General features: G+C 50.7%; 17 protein-coding genes. 1 reads left to right on the plus strand and 16 read right to left on the minus strand.

Translation table 11 applies throughout. The features are described from left to right. Window positions 1-120: 120 nt before the first annotated feature. From D328_RS0113255 to D328_RS0113265, 3 genes are all read right to left on the minus strand, one after another. Window positions 121-1,128 carry a substrate-binding domain-containing protein gene (locus D328_RS0113255; protein ID WP_018885505.1) on the minus strand — a complete coding sequence of 336 codons (1,008 nt, stop codon included), beginning with the start codon at window positions 1,126-1,128 and terminating at the stop codon, window positions 121-123. A gap of 328 nt (window positions 1,129-1,456) precedes the next feature. Then, entirely contained in the window at window positions 1,457-2,449 is a 993-nt protein-coding gene (locus D328_RS0113260; RefSeq protein ID WP_018885506.1) for a proline dehydrogenase family protein, read from the minus strand. A gap of 385 nt (window positions 2,450-2,834) precedes the next feature. Then, a complete protein-coding gene (locus D328_RS0113265) occupies window positions 2,835-3,644 on the minus strand; it encodes a helix-turn-helix transcriptional regulator (RefSeq protein WP_018885507.1) in 810 nt (269 codons plus the stop codon). An 88-nt stretch (window positions 3,645-3,732) separates the two neighbouring features. Here D328_RS0113265 and D328_RS31025 point away from each other — a divergent pair, with 88 nt between their 5' ends. Beyond that, complete coding sequence (locus D328_RS31025; RefSeq protein WP_154659052.1) at window positions 3,733-3,897, plus strand: hypothetical protein; 165 nt, start codon at window positions 3,733-3,735, stop codon at window positions 3,895-3,897. A gap of 100 nt (window positions 3,898-3,997) precedes the next feature. Here the strand turns inward: D328_RS31025 and D328_RS0113270 are convergent, their stop codons facing one another. The 13 genes from D328_RS0113270 to D328_RS0113330 form a co-directional block, all read right to left on the minus strand. Continuing rightward, window positions 3,998-4,960, minus strand: coding sequence for an ABC transporter ATP-binding protein (locus tag D328_RS0113270; protein WP_018885508.1), 963 nt, complete (start codon window positions 4,958-4,960; stop codon window positions 3,998-4,000). Beyond that, window positions 4,960-5,937 carry an ABC transporter ATP-binding protein gene (locus D328_RS0113275; RefSeq protein WP_018885509.1) on the minus strand — a complete coding sequence of 326 codons (978 nt, stop codon included), beginning with the start codon at window positions 5,935-5,937 and terminating at the stop codon, window positions 4,960-4,962. The genes D328_RS0113270 and D328_RS0113275 overlap by 1 nt, the downstream gene beginning before the upstream one ends. 38 nt (window positions 5,938-5,975) lie before the next feature. Further along, the gene (locus tag D328_RS0113280) at window positions 5,976-7,313 is read right to left on the minus strand and encodes a M20 family metallopeptidase (protein WP_018885510.1); all 1,338 of its coding nucleotides are present in this window, start codon (window positions 7,311-7,313) and stop codon (window positions 5,976-5,978) included. A gap of 120 nt (window positions 7,314-7,433) precedes the next feature. Beyond that, window positions 7,434-9,017 (minus strand): ABC transporter substrate-binding protein, encoded by a 1,584-nt coding sequence (locus tag D328_RS0113285; protein ID WP_018885511.1) that lies wholly within the window; start codon window positions 9,015-9,017, stop codon window positions 7,434-7,436. Window positions 9,018-9,504: 487 nt separating this feature from the next. Next, a complete protein-coding gene (locus D328_RS0113290; protein ID WP_018885512.1) occupies window positions 9,505-10,404 on the minus strand; it encodes an ABC transporter permease in 900 nt (299 codons plus the stop codon). A gap of 42 nt (window positions 10,405-10,446) precedes the next feature. Then, window positions 10,447-11,457, minus strand: coding sequence for an ABC transporter permease (locus D328_RS0113295; RefSeq protein WP_018885513.1), 1,011 nt, complete (start codon window positions 11,455-11,457; stop codon window positions 10,447-10,449). Between the two features lie 386 nt (window positions 11,458-11,843). Continuing rightward, window positions 11,844-13,382, minus strand: coding sequence for a PucR family transcriptional regulator (locus D328_RS0113300; RefSeq protein WP_018885514.1), 1,539 nt, complete (start codon window positions 13,380-13,382; stop codon window positions 11,844-11,846). A gap of 666 nt (window positions 13,383-14,048) precedes the next feature. Next, window positions 14,049-14,690, minus strand: coding sequence for an aspartate/glutamate racemase family protein (locus D328_RS0113305; protein WP_018885515.1), 642 nt, complete (start codon window positions 14,688-14,690; stop codon window positions 14,049-14,051). Window positions 14,691-15,007: 317 nt separating this feature from the next. Then, complete coding sequence (locus tag D328_RS0113310) at window positions 15,008-15,958, minus strand: aminopeptidase (RefSeq protein WP_018885516.1); 951 nt, start codon at window positions 15,956-15,958, stop codon at window positions 15,008-15,010. 28 nt (window positions 15,959-15,986) lie between these two features. Continuing rightward, window positions 15,987-16,655, minus strand: a complete 669-nt coding sequence (locus D328_RS0113315) for an AroM family protein (protein ID WP_018885517.1) — start codon at window positions 16,653-16,655, stop codon at window positions 15,987-15,989. Window positions 16,656-17,029: 374 nt separating this feature from the next. Beyond that, window positions 17,030-17,983, minus strand: a complete 954-nt coding sequence (locus D328_RS0113320; RefSeq protein WP_018885518.1) for a DUF1177 domain-containing protein — start codon at window positions 17,981-17,983, stop codon at window positions 17,030-17,032. A gap of 266 nt (window positions 17,984-18,249) precedes the next feature. Then, complete coding sequence (locus D328_RS0113325; protein WP_018885519.1) at window positions 18,250-18,642, minus strand: DUF6713 family protein; 393 nt, start codon at window positions 18,640-18,642, stop codon at window positions 18,250-18,252. Between the two features lie 143 nt (window positions 18,643-18,785). Continuing rightward, entirely contained in the window at window positions 18,786-19,430 is a 645-nt protein-coding gene (locus D328_RS0113330) for a DUF3885 domain-containing protein (protein WP_018885520.1), read from the minus strand. Window positions 19,431-19,573: the final 143 nt, after the last annotated feature.

The raw sequence follows: 19,573 nt of genomic DNA on the forward strand, positions 1-19,573 counted from the left end.
AGCTGCATGTGGGTAAGAAGCTCTCGAAGTCGTGGATGCTGGTCATGGTCCTCTCGTATCTCAGCTGACTGTTGCTCGTGGCTGCCCCGTATCTCAGTCTGTAGCTGCTGACGTTGATGTTTATTTTGCATAAAAGTCATCCACATTCTGGCGGGTCACGAGTGATATCCCTGTGTCTACCGTTACAGGCAGTGGAGCCGTGGGAGCTGTCGGAGAAGGTGCCGGAACGGTCAGGCCGTGCTGCAAATGGAACAAATATTGAAGGGACCAGTACCCCATATTCCAGGTTCCTTGGGCTACTGTCGCCGAGATCGTCCCATCCTTGATCATGTCCAGCGTCGCTTTGTTTGTATCAAATGCAATAACCGTCAGCGATCTGTCAGCAGCAGCGTTCCGAACTGCCTCCCCTACCCCCGCTGCCCCAGTCGCTTCTGTCACAAAGATGCCCGTCAGTCGGGGATGCTCCGTCATCAATCGAAGAGCCTCGCTGTTCGATACCTTCGCATCACCTTCCCCATCCGCAACCTCGACGACCTGTATAGCAGGATATTGCGTTTGGATCTGCTGCATGAACCCGCGAGTCCGCTCCATATGATTTTGTTGACCAGGGAGTGTCAAGACGGCCACCTCTCCTGTACCATCCAGCCATTCAGCCATCTGGTCTGCTGCGGTGATACCGGCTTGATAATTGTCTGTTCCCAGAAAAGAATACGCCCGGCTGCCCGGTGCCCCGGCATCGAACAGTACGACAGGAATTCCAGCATCAATAGCTTTGTTGATCGCCGGAACGACAGAGGTCGGATCAATAGCCGAGATGGCGATCCCAGCCGGCTTGCGCGCTATGACTTGCTCAATCACCGTAGTCTGCTCCTGCACGTCATAACGAGTGGCTCCGCGATATTCAGCCGTCACCCCGAGCGCATCGGCTGCATCCTCAAACCCTTTTAGCGCTCCCTTCCAATACTCCAGCCCAGACTGGAACGTTATCATGACATAGCTTTCCGTCAATGTTCCCTGCAGCGCATGCTCCTCCCAGGTTCCCTGTGTCCGGCTCGCATATTCGTATCGGAACACATAGAGCGCAAACAGGCCAATCAGCACCACATAGATCAGAAGTGTTTTTTTCACATCATCCACGTCCTAGATCAATAGTTATGTTCCATATTATATATGGAATTGTAAACGGTATCACAACAAAAAGAAACCGTTACCCCATAGTAACGGTTGATCCATCTGCATAGCTCGGAGCTGCTTTTATTTGGCTTTTCTTCGTGAGTTTTTTTTCCGGGACGGCTTTTCTTCGTGAGTTTTTATCCGTGAGCTTTTCTTAGTAAGCTTTTCTCGTTGTGCTTGTTTTGATTTATTTATTTAATTTACTTTTTCCAATTTGCTTATGGTGCTTGTTGTACTTGATATACTTGTTGTACTTGTTTGGTATTTTGCATTGTCTGCTTTTTTATCGGGTAGGCCATTCACCATAAGATGCTATAACGTCTATCGGTTCCTCCTGAATCATGTGAATGACGGCGCGGTACAGATTGGGCGGGTACTCGGCAATGCGATGGCACAAATATAGATACCACTCCTGTCCATAGGTCAGATAGATACGAACAGGATGTCCAGCGGCTTGGAGGCGAGCACTGAGCTCCGGTTGAATGCCGTACAGCATCTCGAACTCCACCCCCGGTCTGTCCAACAAGCCCTTCTGCAGGATTACTTCTATTAATGCTTCATCATGAGTTGCAATGGATACCTGATGGCCTTGAGTCACAACGTGGGTCAACAGCTCCAGGTAACGCTCATTCAAAGCTTGTGACCGTGGAAGACAGAGTTCTTCATCCTCCTGATAAGCCCCCTTGACAATACGTACTCTGGCTTGAGCTGGAAGCTTCGCCGTGACATCCTCCCAGGTACGATGTAGATGAGCCTGTAGCGTGATGCCAATATTCAAGTGTAGGGCCACAGCCTGCTCATATACCTGTAAGATCCGGTCTGTCTTGGCGGATTCCTCCATGCTGATGAATAGCTCAATACCCAGCGGCTTGGCCTGAGTTGCCAACTGCAGCAAATATGCTAGCGCCAGCTCTGTATCCAGCAGCAGTCCGATATGCGACAGGTCAAAGGAAACACGGCCTGAACGCCTGGACGCCCCCAGTTCAGCTATGAGATGAGACAGCTCCTGCGCAGCTAGCTCGCATTCCTTCTCGCTTGTCGTATTTTCTCCAATATACTCAAGCGATACGGCGTAGCCAAGCTGCTCTAGTCTAGTTGCTGCAATCATGGCCTCATGACGCTGCTCGCCCGTGACATATTGCGCCGCCGCTCGACGCACCAGCCGATTCATCTGTTCATTTTGCTCCAGATAAGTCTTGATATCCTGACGACGGGCAATAGATTTGAGTGCTTCTGCTAGCTGCTTATCTAGCTCTGTAAGTTGTAGTTGATTCATTCTTCCAGCTCCTTTTCGTAAGACAGCTTTTCGAGACTGAGCCACTGCTACAAATGCCAATAATCTCAAGTGACTGTAACGCTTCATTAAGGGGCTGCAAGAATGCGGCACTGCATTGGCAAAAAAGTGGAGACTCTGCGCGAAAAGCCTTCTGAGTATCCTTACTGTACAGGAGAGGGTGACCAAAATATTGTACAAAATTGCTCCGATATATGGCGCCAAAATATTGCTTCAATGATATGACTCCAGAATATTGCTCGATATGAATTTTTACGAGGTAAGAAGCATCTTGTCGACAGCAGAAGACGAATTGCATTGATGATATTTTCAATATAGTCGATGATAATTTGAATCTAGATAGAGAAGCTTCTATTTCGATAAGTACCTATACGGATAGACTGTACTGGCGCGGCGTGACTCCGACGATTCTGGTGAACATCCGTGTAAAGTGACTCTGGTCATAAAAGCCTGCCTCAATCGCTATATCCGATAGTGATCGACGTGCACGAGCCAGCTCGACTTTGGCAAAATTGATGCGCAACACGTTCTGATAAGCATGAGGGGGCAAGTGGCTCCACTGCTTGAACAGACGAATGAGATGGAACCTGCTGATGCCCACCTGCTGCTCTAGCTCCTCCAAGGTAATTCGCTTCATAAAATGCTCGTTCAGATACTCATGAATCCGTGGAATGTATTGATGATCTCCCTTGCTGTGATGCGCGTGGCGCAGATCATCCGGCTCCGCACCTGTAATGACTTGTAATAGGTCAATGAGGGCTGTCTCCGTCTCCAGTGGTCCCCTGTGCTCCCGCAGCGCAGTCATCACATGCTCGATCAGGACAGCACACTTTTGATTTTTGGCATCTGCGAGCAAATACGGGATATGCACACGCTCCAGCTCCCGCGGCTCCAGCTGCTTTAGCCACTCTGGTTGAATGAAGAGCATACTGTATTGCCAGCCCAGCTCCGGCTCTGGCTGACAGGCATGCAGCATCTGCGGCGGGAAGCTAATGACTCTCCCGGCGTCCACATGTAGCAATTGACCATCACACCACGCGCGAGTACGTCCCTGATGGATCAGACCTATTGAATATTCCTCGTGAAAATGCTTATGGTAAGCCAGATCATCGGCAAGGCAATGCTTGGCCTCCAGAAACGGAGTCTCAGCATCCCGATAAAAGCTAACTCTGGACATGTTCTTCTCTCCTTTCCCTACTGTTCGTCTATGACTCATGCGGCTAAATTCATATGCCATAGGCGTCGTGTAGACGTTAGGTGCACGTATGAATATAGGTGAGGCCATACATGTAGTTCCTGCTTGTATGGCCTCCATGTATGCTCAGTATGTAGCCAAGTACAGTGACGGTCAAGCTTCCTTCACCCCGGATACGACAAGAAGCCACCTGGCCATGAGCTTCGTCTCATGCATTCAGGTGACTTCAATTTAGACAGGAGCAGGCTTAACAGCGGTCGACAGAGCTCCCTGCTTGCTAGCTGCTCTCTACTTACAGTTGATCTAGTCAAGGTACTAGAGTAGATCAACTGTACTTAATACAGATGACAAGCAACCTGACGCCCCTGGGATATTTCACGCAGCTCCGGTACGACGGAGCGGCAGGTATCCTTAACATACGGACAACGAGTATGGAAGGTACAGCCAGACGGAGGATTCTCCGGGTTCGGTACATCTCCGCTCAATACGATCCGCTGCCGGGTGATCTCGGGGTTCGGCACCGGAACGGCTGACATCAGCGCCTGCGTATACGGATGCAGCGCCTCCTTGAACAGCTCGGCCGTCGGAGCCAGCTCCACCACTTTACCCAGATACATGACAGCTACCCGATCACTGATGAATTTAACGACAGACAGGTCATGCGAGATGAACATATACGTCAGCCCGAATTGCTCCTGCAAATCCTGCATCAGATTTAGTACTTGCGCCTGAATGGACACATCGAGTGCTGAGACAGGCTCATCACAGACGATGAACTTCGGGTTGAGTGCCAATGCACGGGCGATACCGATCCGCTGTCTCTGACCTCCAGAGAATTCATGCGGGAACCGATGCGCCTGATAAGGAGACAGGCCGACGACCTCCATGAGCTCCTCTACACGGCTCTTGACCTCATTACGGCCCAAGCTGTGATGGGTCAGCAATGGCTCTTCCAGGGTACGCTGTACCGTCCAACGCGGATCAAGTGACGCATAGGGGTCCTGAAATACCATTTGCATATCGGTACGAAAACGACGCAGCTGCTCAGGAGACAGGGCGCGCACATCCTGGCCTTCGAAGAACACTTCACCGTCTGTCGGTTCAATGAGCCGCAGGATTGCACGTCCTGTGGTAGATTTACCACAGCCGGACTCGCCAACTACAGCCAAAGTCTCGCCCGTCTCTACCGTTAGAGTGACTCCATCCACAGCCTTGACTGCTCCTACTTGCTTGGCTAGCAGGCCTTTCCGAATCGGATAATGCTTCTTCAGATTGCGAACTTCCAATATGGCACTCATCAGGCTCCTCCTTTCTGCTCCAGCAGACAGCGACAGCGGTGTCCCGGCTCGATCTCCAGCAGCTCGGGCTGCATCAGCTCACATTGCTCCTGCTTGACTGGACAGCGTGGAGCAAAGCGACAGCCTGCAGGCATATGTGCCGGATTGGGCACCTGCCCCGGAATAGAGGACAGTCGTTTCTGGTCCCCGGCCAGCTGGGGCAGCGAAGCCATCAATCCCCGCGTATATGGATGCTTGGGATTCGAGAAAAGTGTCTTCACATCCGTCTCCTCCACGACTTGCCCTGCATACATGACCATGACCCGATCACACATCTCGGCGACAACGCCCAGGTCATGGGTGATCATCATGATCGCCATATTCTCCGTACGCTGCAGCTCCCGCATCAGATCCAGAATTTGCGCCTGTATCGTCACATCCAGCGCCGTGGTCGGCTCATCCGCGATGAGTAGCTGTGGGCTGCACACCATCGCCATCGCAATCATGACCCGCTGGCGCATTCCTCCTGATAGCTGGTGAGGATACTGCTCCGCAATACGCTCGGGCCGCGGAATGCCAACCTTGCGCAGCATATCCACTGAGCGCTCCCAGGCTTCTTTTTTGCCTAGCTTCAGATGATAGCGCGCCGACTCTGATATTTGTTTCCCAATCTTGAACACCGGATTTAATGAGGTCATAGGCTCCTGAAAAATCATCGCCATGTGATTCCCACGCACCTGCCGGATTTCTCGTCTGGACAGCTTGAGCATATCCTTGCCTTTGAATCGCACTTCACCGGAGGCGACACGTCCGATCCGCTTGGGCAGGAGCTGCATAATCGACAGCGAGGTGATACTCTTCCCGCAGCCCGACTCGCCCACAATCCCCAGCGCCTCGCCTTGTCGCACAGACAGGCTCACGCCGTCCACGGCCCGAATGACGCCGCTGTCTGTAATGAATTCTGTTCGCAAATCCGTGACTTCGAGCAATTCAGTCATGTTGTTCCTCCTCCCAGAACGAGTATCTACTGCATCATTTACGAAGAAGCTGTGACTCCCTGTGCGGTAGCACCATTAGCTGGGGCATCCTTCTGCGTATCCTCCATACCGTCCACACCGAGATATTTCAGAGCGCTCAGCGCATAGACCTTAGCACATTGAATAATCTGCCATACAGGCGCCTTTTCGTTAAAATTATGAATCGTGGACAGCTCGGCTGGTCCATATTGTAGTACTGGAATATTGTGATTGCGGAAATGACGGGCATCACTGGAGGCCCATTGCAGCACACCATAGGCTTCCTCGCCACTGACCTCGATAATGCTATCGACCAGATTACTAATGATTGGCTCATGCGGTGGTGTCCAGTTCGCGTTACCTTGGAAGCCAAACGGCTTCAGCTCGGATTCAATTCCGGCCTCAAGCAGCAGAGAGCGCGCCCGATCCAGCACATCCCTGTAGTCCACGCCGAATGGCACACGGGAATCTACCTGTACCGTACAACGATCCGCAACCACATTGACCTTGGTTCCACCTGTAATTGTCCCGATATTCACGGTGACATGATCGAAGACCTGATAGGCTAGTCCAGCCTGTTCACGCTCAATCGCATATTGCTGAGAGATACGGATGATCTCCTGCACCTCTTCTGGAATATTGGGCTTAATGTCCCACAGCCGCTGCAGGGACTCAATTCCCTTCGCTGCTTTGACGATGGCATTGTCACCTACGACGGGAGACAGACTTCCGTGTCCAGGCGTACCCTCCACGGTGAACTCGAACCAGCAGCTCCCCTTCTGTCCGATCGTCGGATGCTGCGGACTGGAAGGCTCAGCGATGACGGCCGCAGTACCTGTTGCCAGGCCACGCTCCAGCACCCAAGGCACACCCAGATCGCCACCAGTCTCTTCGTCCGGCACGATCATCAGTGACAGATCACCACGTAGTGGCACGCCCAGCTTGGCCAGAATCGCCGTGGCAAACAGCAGCCCGGCCAAGCCACCCTTCATGTCGGAGGCGCCACGCCCCAGCATGTATCCGTCCCGAATCTCGCCACAGAATGGATCGAAATCCCAGCGCGACAGGTCCCCTGCCGGAACTACATCCGTATGACCGCAGAAAATCAGATGACGATCGGACTTGTCCTGGCCTGCCCCCTCCAGCGTTGAGACCAGATTCAGCATCGTATCCGTAGCCGCGTGAACCTGCGTAGATATCCCCGCCTGCTGCAAATAATCAATAATGAAGGCGCTGATCTCCCGTGAGTCTCCAGGCGGGTTCTCCGTCGGATACTGAATCAGCTTCGAGCACAGCTCCAATAGATCATCCTGTTGCTCCTCGATTGCCTCCAGCACTTTCTTCTTCCAGTCCATCATGATCAGACTCCTCTCCGCATCGTCTATTCAAATATTCATACAGTTAACCATATCGTCCTGAAAAAAGGTCGGAAGACAGGTATGCACCTGTCTCCCTCCTGCTTCTTGCTGCCTGTGCTGTTATTCGCCTTTGTTAAGCGGGTAGAAACGCAATACCTCATCTGGATAGTACACGTATCCGCTGACTTTGTTACTCATACCCACAACGCGATTGTATTCATACAGGTAAGCCCAAGGTGCTTCTGTTGTAATGATTTCCTGTGCTTTCTTATACAGCTCGTTACGCTTGTCCGCATCTGTCTCTGCGCCCGCTTCTTCCCATAGCTTGTTGACTTCCTCATTGTTGTAATGAATGTAGTTGGAGGAGCCTTTGCCGTACAGCAGGAAGCCCAGATGGTAGCCAGGATCATTCACGAAGGATGTCCATTTGGAGATGTAGGATACCAGATTACCTTCCTTTTGTTGCTCCAGGAATTGAGCACGAGCGACCTTGTTAATGTTCATCTTCACACCAATCTTAGCCAGCTCTGCCTGAATCAGTACCGCATCATATTCCCAGTCATCAAAGCCTGATCCCAGTGTAAAGTCGAAGCTGAATCCGTCTGGATAGCCCGCTTCTGTCAGCAGCTGCTTCGCTTTATCGAGGTTATATTCATAGACGTAGCCTGCATCCGTAGAGCCTGGTGTATTGCTGGCTACCGAGCTCTTCATCACTTTTGCTTGTCCATACATAACGTCATTGATCAATTGATCGTAAGGAATCGCATAATTGATAGCCTGACGCACCTTCACATTGTCAAACGGCTTCACATTGTTGTTCATACCGAAGAACAAAATACGGTTACTGGCATTGGATTTAACGGTCAAAGCGCTATTTTCACTCAGCGCCGCCACGTCCTTCGGCGGAATCTCAATCGCCATATCCACATCGCCCTTGTTCAGCAGCAATACACGGTTAGAGGCTTCCTTGGTGAACTTCAGTGTAACTTTGCCAAGCTTAGGAGCACCTTGCCAGTAGTCTGCATTAGCCTGGAACACCGCTTCAGTTGCCGGGTCCCACTTCTCCAGCGTGAACGGACCGGAGCCAGCGGCATTGGTCTTGAGGTAATCCTCACCCTTCTCCTCGACGAGCTTCTGGTCCACGATCGAGAAGGTATACATCGCGATAATCTGTGTGAACATGTGGTTCGGCTTGTTCAGCACGATCTCCACAGTGGAATCATCCTTCTTCGTTACGGTCTTGATGTCAGCCATTCCATAGAGGAAACTACCGGAGCTGGAATTCTTCACCCGATCATAGGAGTAGACGACCGCATCGGCATTTACCGGGTTGCCACTTTGGAAGTTCACGCCACTCTTCAGCTTGAAGGTGTAGGTCGTATTGTCTGGCGATACCTCCCAGCTCTCTGCGAGCATTGGTTGGATATCTTCTGTATTAGCAACCTCTGAGCCATCCAGTGTCTTCACCCCATACGTTACGAGCTGGTCGTAAGTGGCCAGTACCAGGGTATCCGAAGTCAAATCATTGGCTTCCGCCGGGTCCATCGTCGTACCGCCTTCAGAGTAGGCTACCGTCAGCGATGGTGCAGGCTTCGCTGCTTCTCCTTCGCCGGATGCCGCTGGCTGCTGGTTCGCGTTGCTGGCACAGCCGCCGAGTACTACAGTAAGGGCAATCAATGCTGAGAACCATTTGAGCTTTTTCATGTCTGTTTTCCTCCCCAATTGAACCTTGTCATCTGATGAAGCCTTCGTTACCACGTAGAAGCGAGTTGAATCAAGTGGAATCGAGTTGAAGCCGTGTTGGATCGGTAGAGCGATTGCTGCTTGAATCCTTCAAGCCTTGATACCTTGAATGCGTTGATTTCTGGATGTCTGGGTACCTGGATGCTTGAAGTTGACGACTATGAATGAATGCTGGTGCTAATGCATGCAGCAATGAAGCCAGGTATCGAATATACAGCAGTCAGTAAAGTATGATTCACCATATGATCATCACACTGTGAAGTCATGCAGCGATATCGCATCAATTCATCAGAGTGCATGGATACACATAGATGGTCACTTTGGATACACATGGATGAAGGTGCTTTACGGTACCTGTTTGTACAAGTATGAATCATCCTTCTCCCAGACCGGAGAACCCATTCACTGGCTGGAGCGAAGCTACGTTCGGTCCGCTTATTCACCCGGGCTATTTACCCGAGCGTAGCCGTGGATCAAGTACATCGCGGAAGCCGTCACCCAGCAGATTGAAGCCCAGAATCGACGTCGCAATGGAGAGTCCCGGGAACGTCACCAGCCACCACTGGCCTGAAATGATGTATTCCCGTCCTTCGGAGATCATTGCGCCCCACTCAGCGATTGGTGGCTTGACACCAAGACCGAGGAAGCTAAGGCTTGAGGCTGTCAGAATGGCAAATCCCATTCCCAGCGTAGCCTGCACCAGCAGAGGAGCAAGTGCATTCGGCAAAATATGCTGGAACAAGATCGTTCGATCCTTCACGCCGATGGCCCGGCTGGCCTCGACATATTCTTTTTCACGTAAGGACACGGTCTGTCCATACATCAAGCGGGCGAATTCGGGAATGCCCACGATACCGACAGCGATCATGGCTCCAGTCAATCCGTTCCCCATGGAGGCGGCAATCGCCATCGACAGCACCAGGGAAGGAAAGGCTAGCAACACATCCATGATACGCATGATGATTGTTCCAGTACGTCCGCCATAATAAGCAGCGATGCCACCTAGCGGTACGCCGATCAGGAACGAAATACTGACTGCAATGAGGCCAGTCCAGATACTAATTCTGGCTCCGTATAGTACCCGGCTCAGAATATCCCGTCCATAGTTGTCCGTTCCGAACCAGTGCTCGCTTGTGGGAGCGGTAAGCTTCACAGAGGTGTCTGTAGCATAAGGATCATAAGGTGCAATCCAAGGCGCGACAGCTGCGATCACGGTCCACATGATGATAAAGGCCAGTCCTACGGCTGCCAGACGATTGCGCAGCAGGAGTCGAAAGAACGTTCTTGGCTTGGGAGTCACTGCCTTGGCAGGTGATGTGCCCAAGCTCGTCGGTGCAGCAGTATTCACAGCGTTGTTCCTCCTTTCACAGCACCCATCGTTACTGAGAAATTATTCATAGCGGATTCGTGGATCGATTAATCCATACACCAGGTCCACAATCAGGTTGATGAAGCTGAACAAGATGGCACTGACCAGCGTAAATGCTTGAATCGGTGCATAGTCGGCTGCGAGGATCGAATCCGTCACATAGCCACCGACACCTGGCCAGGAGAAGATCGTCTCCGTGATCACCGCCCCCCCCATGAGTCCGCCGAACTGCAGTCCAAGCACCGTCATGGTCGGAATCAGTGCGTTGATCAAAGAGTGTTTTCCGATAACTGCCGTCTCACTGAGGCCCTTGGCCCGTGCGGTGCGAACGTAATCTTGTCCTACCACCTCCAGCATGCTGGAACGGGTCATTCGTGCCACAATCGCCATCGTACCTGTGCTCAGACAGATCGCGGGAAGCAGGAGATGTGCGAGGCTGCTCTTCAAGGCAACCATATCGCCACTTAGCAGACTATCTACTACATACAAGCCTGTAATATTCGTCGGCGGATTCAGATCACCGCTGATGCGTCCCATGGGTGCAGGAGCCCAGCCTAGAATCGAATAAAAAATATAAATACCGAGCAGACCAAGCCAGAAAATAGGTACGCAGGCTCCGATCAGCGAGAACACCCGTGAAATATGGTCAATAATCGATTCCTTCTGTGTAGCAGCAATGATACCTACTGGAATGGCTACACAGATAGCAATAATCATGCTCGCCAGGGTCAGCTCAATCGTCGCCGGGAAGCGGGTGGCAAAGTCGCTCATGACCGTATGACCGGTATGATAGGCGAAGCCCAGGTCACCCTGCAGCAGCTGCCCTACATAAGCGAAGAACTGCATGAATAACGGCTTATCCAGCCCCATGTCCGCCCGAATCTTCGCGATGACCTCATCCGTGGCCTGTTCTCCCGCCATCACAAGCGCAGGATCTCCAGGCAGGACCCTGGACAGAATGAACGTGATGATGATAATACCGATTAATGCCGGAATCATCTGCAGCAGCCTGCGGACTGTAAAAGCAAACAATGGATCAACCCCTTTTTATCTCTGTTGTCATCACCTTGCTGTGTGCCAATTGCATCTCTTCTTCAGCATTCTGCATTCGATTCATTCCAATCGTTCATAGTTCCAGTACAAGCAGAAAGCTGCCGATCGCGCTGGAACATCTTGTAGCTCGGACATTGTACTTCAGGTTTGCGGCACTTGCTCTTTAGTAATTGTGCTTATTTTACATAGAATCCGAGGGCTGAACTACGTCCATTTCAGCTAAAAAAAAGCACAACCGTTTGTCGGTTGTGCACTAATGTACCTCTCCGTGTCATTTTAAGTCACATTATAAAGTTCTTATGGGCGTTCGATTTTACCAATTCAATCGCCCCCTGTAAGGACTGCTTCCCCCCATGAATGAAGTCTCAGCCTTCCTGCTCATCCTGTCTTAAATAGTAATACACCAGACATAAATGGCATACGAACTGCTCCCTCGGCTGATTGAGATCGAAGCCTACGATATCACGAATACGCTCTAGCCGATATTTTACAGAATTGCGGTGAATATAGAGACGCTGAGCCGTGTCCACCAGGCTCCCCCGACTCTCCAGGTAATAGAACAATGTACGCAGCAGGTCCCCTGCATGCTCCTGATCGTACTGGCATAGCTTGCCCAGCTTGCGCTCGAACAGTGCGGCGAAGCCCGTATCCTCAATGGATTCCCCAAGAAGGTGGTAGACCTCGACCTCCTCGAAGCGAGTCGTGCGTGATCCGTACAGGCGTACAGATACCTTCAATGCATTCCGAGCTTCTCCGTAGCTCTGGTGCATGTTCCACAGCTGGACCGGGCTGCCTATCCCGGCTCTGAAGCCCCCTAGCCGATTCGCAGAATCCTGCAGCCAGCCATCTACCGTCTTGGCCCAGGCACAGGGCTTCTCCGTATCATCAATGCCTGGTCTGTAATCGGGTGTAGGCAAGAACAAGACTGCCCGATTCGAGCGAAACTCCATATGCGGCGTTACACCACGTTGTCTGGCTTCGAGCTCCAGCAGAGCAGTCAGACTTTCCTGATTCGGCTCATCCTCCCCCTCAATGACAGCGACCTCCCACAGATGCTGTGGATTCATCCCCAGCTTGCTGCCGCGAGCTTCAGCCTCGTGTCTTGACATCAGAGGAGGTGTAAGCAGTTCGTCAATGAAATTGCCACGTAGCCGATGCTCGGTGTCTTCTGCCACCTTGTTGCGCATCAGTTCAAGCGACAGCACCAGTCGTGCTTGCTCGATACCAACCTCCTCCATCTCATCCAGCTTTGGCTTGTCCACCAGCAATCGTGCGACCCGCCTCCGATCCAGGTTAATCTCCCATGATAACGGGGCATGCTCCGTCGTCTTCCAGTTATAGTTCTGTGGAGATGAGACAATAATCTTTCCTGCATTATCAATAACGCCAACAGGAGCCTGCAGCAGATCAGCTACGTTGTCACCAACAGCCTGAATGCCGCTATTTTCGAGGACCATCGTGGTCAACGTGCGATAGACCTCCTCCGAACGGCGCAGTAGCGCAGCCTGACGATGGAGCACTAGCTCCATGATTGGCTGGGTAATATCCATATAAGGAATATCCGGCGGAATTTCGAGTATAGGCAATCCGCATTCATTGCTGGCATTCACAGCTTCTATAGGAATTTCCTTGAGAAAACGAGCGGGCTTGATTGCCAGCGCAGCTGCTCCCGCCTCATTCAGCGTATAGATCAGCTCACCCAAGATCGCAGGATCATGTCGGATGGAGTAGGCCGTCGTCAGCATAAGCATACCTTCTCGCAGCCAGCCCTTCAGCTCTGGAACTTCCATAATATCCACGAAACGGACGACCCTGTCCAATCCCTGATGTCCACTAATCACCTTGGCTCTGCTGAGTATGGAGATATTCATTAGCTCCTGCAGTGTAATTCCTGTCGTTCTCAAGTCTATCGCCCCCTATGACCCGGTAGTGGCACTCATGATGATAAATCCTTCCCGATCTGCTATGTCTTCTTATACGTATTATGTCGTTACTGTCATTTCATCATGTGTTAATGTTCCAGATAGTGTACCAGACTCCATTCGTAAACAAAACGGAAATTCCTGAGACTTTTTCTTTTATTATCTTGTTTTCATGAAAATAGACTTTATTTTCATGTTGTTATATGAAATTTATGGATACACAAAAAAATTCATTACGTTATCACTTAGAAGGAGTAAAGTGGTCTAGTGAATAAAATCTTATCCGCCAATCCATTGGTTGGATTGTTGCCCACAGAACATAGAGACATAGAGCCATAGAGACATGAAGACATGGAGACATGGAGACATGAAGACATGGAGACATGAAGACATGGAGACATGAAGACATGGAGACATGGAGACATGGAGACATAAAGCGTAGAACCATGAATCATAGAATCACATAGTCATTGAGTTATAAATATCTCCAATCATACAAAATAGCACCGAGCAGGCATTTAGCCAACCGGTGCTATTTGCACACAAACCAGCTCCTAGCTAGTCTTGTATTGCGTTTACTATGGGGAAATGCAGCAGCCTCTGCTTAGTTGTTCATCTGCACAAGGTTGTTCGTCTACAGAAGGAAGATCATTTTCCCCCAACATGCGAAGCTGCCACGGCGGCTCCCAGCGAGAGAATCGGATCCAGCACGCGGATGCCGAGCGTTCGTTCTGCTTCGGCGGCGAACCCCATCGTTGCAAAGCCCGTACAGGATAATGCGATGCAGTCAGCACCCATTCTCTGCAATCGCCGGGCCGCTTCGAGCGCAGCTGTCTTACCTGCTGGTGTATTCAAATCCACCGTCGTCACCACCCCCTCAGGACGATCCATCCCTACGAAAGCATCCCCTAGAATGGAGCGAATCAACGGTGGTACCTCCTCCAGAATGGTAAGCACTCCAATGCGCTCTGAAGCGGTTAAGGCCAGATGAGCAGTGCAGGAGCCTGCTCCGAATACTGGTATGCTGGTCGCCGCCCTCACCTCGGCCAGACCAGGATCGGCGGCACAGCTAATCCCGATCGCTGTACAGCCTAATTTCTCTAGTTCACGAGCCAAGGCAATAATCTTCGGAATGGCTTCCTGCTCCGTAGCCTCATCGTACACACCCAGCGATTGGTCTGGAATGCAGCGACTGATAACGGGGAGTCCGTACTTCGCCTCAAGCAAGGCCCCGTGCCTATGAACCGCTTCCTCCTGCTCTAGCGTAATTACCCGAATCATCCCTAACATCCGTCCGCCTCCTAGCTGATGTGTAATGAAGTTGTAATTAATGAAGCCCTGCACCTTATCTACGAGACAGTCTTATTACATTACAGATGAACTGTTCGAAAGTATCGTACTGTGCATATTAAGTACCGTACCACGCATAGAAGATGCCTTTATGTAGCAGATTGTATTTAACACTTTGCTTAACATATTTAGCATATTGTATTTAAGATATTGTATTTAGCATGTGTACTTTGCATGGTGTATGTATCTTAACGTTCCGCTCTTCCACGTGCTGTTCTCTGTCTAATTCCTTGTGCCCAGCAACGGGCAGATCACTGTCATTTGGAGAGCAGCTCTCCTTGTCGCATGATCAGGACACCGTCAATATACACATCCGGTTTGCACACCACTGCGTCGATGTGTACACCCGCAGCAATAGTCCCTCCAAAAGTGTTATTACTGCCAAAAGCTACATGAATCGTGCCGTACACCTTTTCATCCTCCAGCACCACACCAGTAATGCGGGCTTTGTCATTCGTCCCAATACCGAATTCACCGAGCAGGCGTCCATCACCTTCTCCCAGAATCTCCAGCAGCTTCGCTCCTTCTGCTCCGCTCGCTGCAACCAGACGACCATTGTCCACGGTCAGCGTGATCGGCTCAGATAATGCACCGATTCCTGCGATCGAGCCGTCGACCACAATACTGCCGTGTGCTTGACCCTCCACAGGTGCGATGTAGGCCTCACCAGAAGGCAGATTCCCGGACTCTCCAGGGTTCAAATACATCCCTGTGCTTGGAACACCTGGACGATCTTGAATGGAGAACGACAGCACCTGTCCATCCTTCTCGATACGGACTTCGCGCCCTTGAGAGAGCAAGTCTGTCACTTGTTCAGTCAGTGCTTTCACTTGGGTATATTCAGCCGTTATGGCTCCGTTCATGAACATGTCATCCGTCATGCCCGGCATCGTCGCGACTCGTGTACCTGCAGCCGCTGCCGCTTTGCGTGCTTGCGTGTGTGTCACCGAGTGACGTGTCACGCAGACAGCTACATCGGCACGAGCCATGGCTTCAGCGATCGGAGCGGGTGGCTCCTCACCTGATCGGCTTCTTTCCTTCATGACCAGCAGCACCGCTTCCGCACCAAGTGCCTTGCCTGCCTCATAGATGGATTCTGCCAGCTCACGCTTGGCATCATCCGCCACGACAGCCAGATTCTCACCGGGGCGTAACCCCAGACACTGAATCAGTACATGCTTGCTAATCTCGATACGCTCTTGACTCATTGGTATTGCCTCCTTCTATGCCTATAGGTCATACCGTCTCGGAGACGAGCTTGCCCATTAATGCATTCGACAACATCACCGGAACTCCCTCCGCGGCCTCGCTTACCCACTGACGGTGTCGTTCATCATACCCCATGCAGTCCAGCAAAATCAAATGGGCCTGATCCTTCAGCGCTCGTGCTGCCTGGCGGAACTCCGCTTCTCCTGAAGCATAGGGGGATGCTGCTGCAAAAAGAGGTGGAGGCGTAGAGGTAAACTTTTGCCCCAGCTGATCTGCTTGCTCCGGTAGAGGGCCAATCAGTCCTAGCCTACGACCATCAGCCAGCGCTTCAACTGCTGGGGGGATAATGCGGTCTGGCTCAATCAGGTGGGCACGGTCTACCCGCAGCCCTGGAAATGATCCCGTACATAGCAGCAATATATTCAGGATGCCGCGCTCCTCCAGCTCCCGAATTTTTTGCTCCAGAATCGGTCTGATTCGTTCCCGGGATACAACCGCGGCGCTGCCATCACGCAGACGGGAGGTCAGCACATATTCTCCGGCTTCTGGTGCCAGCTCTGCAATCTGATTAAGTGTGAGCTCGTCCAGTACTCCACATTGCACAAGCTCCGCACGGCCCTCCAAATATTTCTCAATAATAGGGGCCACATCAGTTCGAGGAGATTGACCAATCGTAATCATGCCAAGCTGCTTCATAGCATCGACTCCTTTGCCCTGTTCATCATAACTCTGCATCATCAGCTTTGGCACAGTGGCAGAGTCATTGACTACATAGGGTATTAGACTATTCGACTATTAGAAATTTGAGTATTAGACGATTGGACTATAAGTATCTTGACCAAATCTGATCTCAGGTTGAATGATCTGGAGAGCGTAGTGGTTAGCGGAAAGCGGGGAAGCCCTAGAGAAACGACAGTGGCCTCCTTTAAGCTTACTGTTCATCAGCTTTTCATTTTCGTTCGAAAGAACAGCAAGCTTAACAGAGGTCGATAGGGCTCCCTGCTTGCAGCGGCTCTACACTCATTTGATCAGGTCAAGGTACTAGCCTATCAAGCTGTAGGATTCAAGAATTAGGCCGTAGGGCTACCAGACTTAGCGCCCGAGGTCTGCAGCACTTTCATGGAGCCATAGAGGCTGTGAATACGCTCAAATTCCGCAGCGTCATAGAAGGAACAAATCCCGCCGGTGAACTCCTTGGCAACTTCAATGGCAAATCGAACCGCCGTAGCGATATCAATCTCATGGCTTGCTCCCGTGCCGCAGCCTGGTACAGCAGCCTGAGCTGTAATAGCGACACCTACTACCGGAGCATGTGTAGCTACGGCTGGCTGCAGAATTGAATTGATATGGTACAGGTCATTACCATAAGGCGTAATATCCTGCATTGTGATCGGGAAGGTCACAGGCAATTGTCCTGTTGCCATCTCCATCAGTCGCAGCAGGTCCTCGCTAATGCGCAGAATATAGCCTTCCTTGACCGTCGGCGAGATCGCAATCCCTTTATGATTAATGACACGGTTGCCCTTGGTCGTATCAATCGACAGAATGGCTTCCATCTCGGGCAGGACCTCTTGCTCATTCATTTGCTGGATGTCTACAGGAGAATCCATGAAATCAACCGGCTCATGCGGCAGTGTCGGCGCGTCTGGGCAGATGTGAGTCGTCAGAATGACATCTCCGCGAAGCACATCTCCCTTCGTCTGCATATCTGCCAGCTTCAAGGCCGCAGCGATTGCAGCTACTGCACCATCCGCATCCGAGACGATACCAATGCGCCCGGGGCGTGCTCCAATGCCGCCAAGACGACCGACAATCCCCATCGTTGGGGCTTGCCCACCGCCTGATTTCCCGTCAGCTCCTGGCACTACAATTTTCACAAAATCCGTGCTACCTTTTTCCCCCTGCACCGTCTTTACCTCTACCGACACACGCGGGTAGGAAGCAAACAACTGCTTCACACTCTCTCCTGTAACATAAGCACTATCCAGAGCCTCAAGGGCCAATAATGTTTTTTGAAGTGGCATGGTTACACATCCTCTCTAAGCTGTTCATCTTGAGATCAAGTCTACCTAGTTCGGAAGAGGGCTACAATGTACCACTTTGCCAAAATGATTGCGGGTTTATTGTGCGAGAAGGATAAAAAGAGTTATTGATAGCGCTTTCTTTATTAAAAGTTAACTCACTATGTCCTTTAATGTGACATACTCATCCATGATATGGTGCTCCTTACAATAAAAAAAGAATGTCATGGAACATGAACATGCTCCACAACATTCGCACAATTAAGTCACTAGAAAAGTAACATGACATGAACCATTGCCAGAATACCCATGCCATAAATAATGGATCTGGAATACGCATTTTTCATTCCATTCTGGGGGTGTTTTTCGAACAAAAGATGCAATAGAGCATGAATCATGAAAAACAGATCGAGAACCCAGAACACAATGGTCTGGTGAGGACTGAACAGGAAATACAGAATGATTAGGTACAGAGGTAGATGAATAGCTGTGAAGATTTTATATGCGGTGGAATCCTCCATTTCCTTGAGCACGACAAACATTTTCCACTCCGCATGTCTGATCGCATCCATTTCGTGCAGGAGAAATAAAGACAAATTCAGCAAAAATACTATAAGTAAGTGATTTGGCAGTAAGCGATCTGGCAACAAGAGGTCAGACAATCGTGAAGCCTCCTATTAAGCTTATATTTGTATGAGTGCATCGGGTCATTGTAGGTACCAAAACAAACACATTTGCTACATTCAATTCATATCTTGCGATCATTTCTTAGTGATAATAAGCGTTCCCCGAATCATGGCATGGGTTAGTTGAATGTGGCATCAATTCTGTCACGGTCATAGTCCAAAATCCAGCCGTTATACTGCTCATATATCGTTCTCAGCATCTCTCTGTCCGCAGCTACTATATCCAGTCCCCGATCATCATAGAGATGAAAAATCGTCCTGTTCGTTGTGTTCAACACATAAATGTCGCCATCTACCGTAGGTTCCACCCCCAGCGTCTGCTTAGCAATGGCCTCCATAAGGTCAGCTATTTTCACATATCTGGATTTCACACGCACCGCATACCGAATCGTCATCACATCATCGGAATCATCCGGTTCCTTATACCGATACTCCTGTTCTTTTTTACCTAGTGGCCCTATGTGATTCTGGTCTATATAGGTATTGAAGGCTTCCGTAACCCCCTGCTCAAGCGCATCCACAGGCTCATCCATCCACTTGTCCATGAATAGCACCACAAGCACATCGTCCTCAGGCTGGTTCAAGGCATTATATAAGGCTACGGCCCTTTGCTTCACTTGCGCAGCTCTTGCTTCGGGCTCCTCCACATTTGCCCCCATCTCGAACCGAATGGCTATGCGGGAGTTGTAAAACAAAGGCTTCTTCAGATCATTTCCGTCAAAATGTTCCTTCAAGAAGCTGTCTATATATGAGTCTCGCTCCATGCGAACCTCCTTTGTGTGATAGTTGGTCTACTTCTATTTTACGCTGAGAGTCAAGGGTATCCCTTTTTTGACAGCCAGGACATAGGTGTTAAGAAATATAGTACATTCCGTGTCCTTTGTTGTTCGGATGGATCCTTGAGTAC

Origin of the sequence: Paenibacillus massiliensis 2301065 = DSM 16942, from assembly GCF_000377505.1 — a bacterium.
Lineage (GTDB): Bacteria > Bacillota > Bacilli > Paenibacillales > Paenibacillaceae > Paenibacillus > Paenibacillus massiliensis.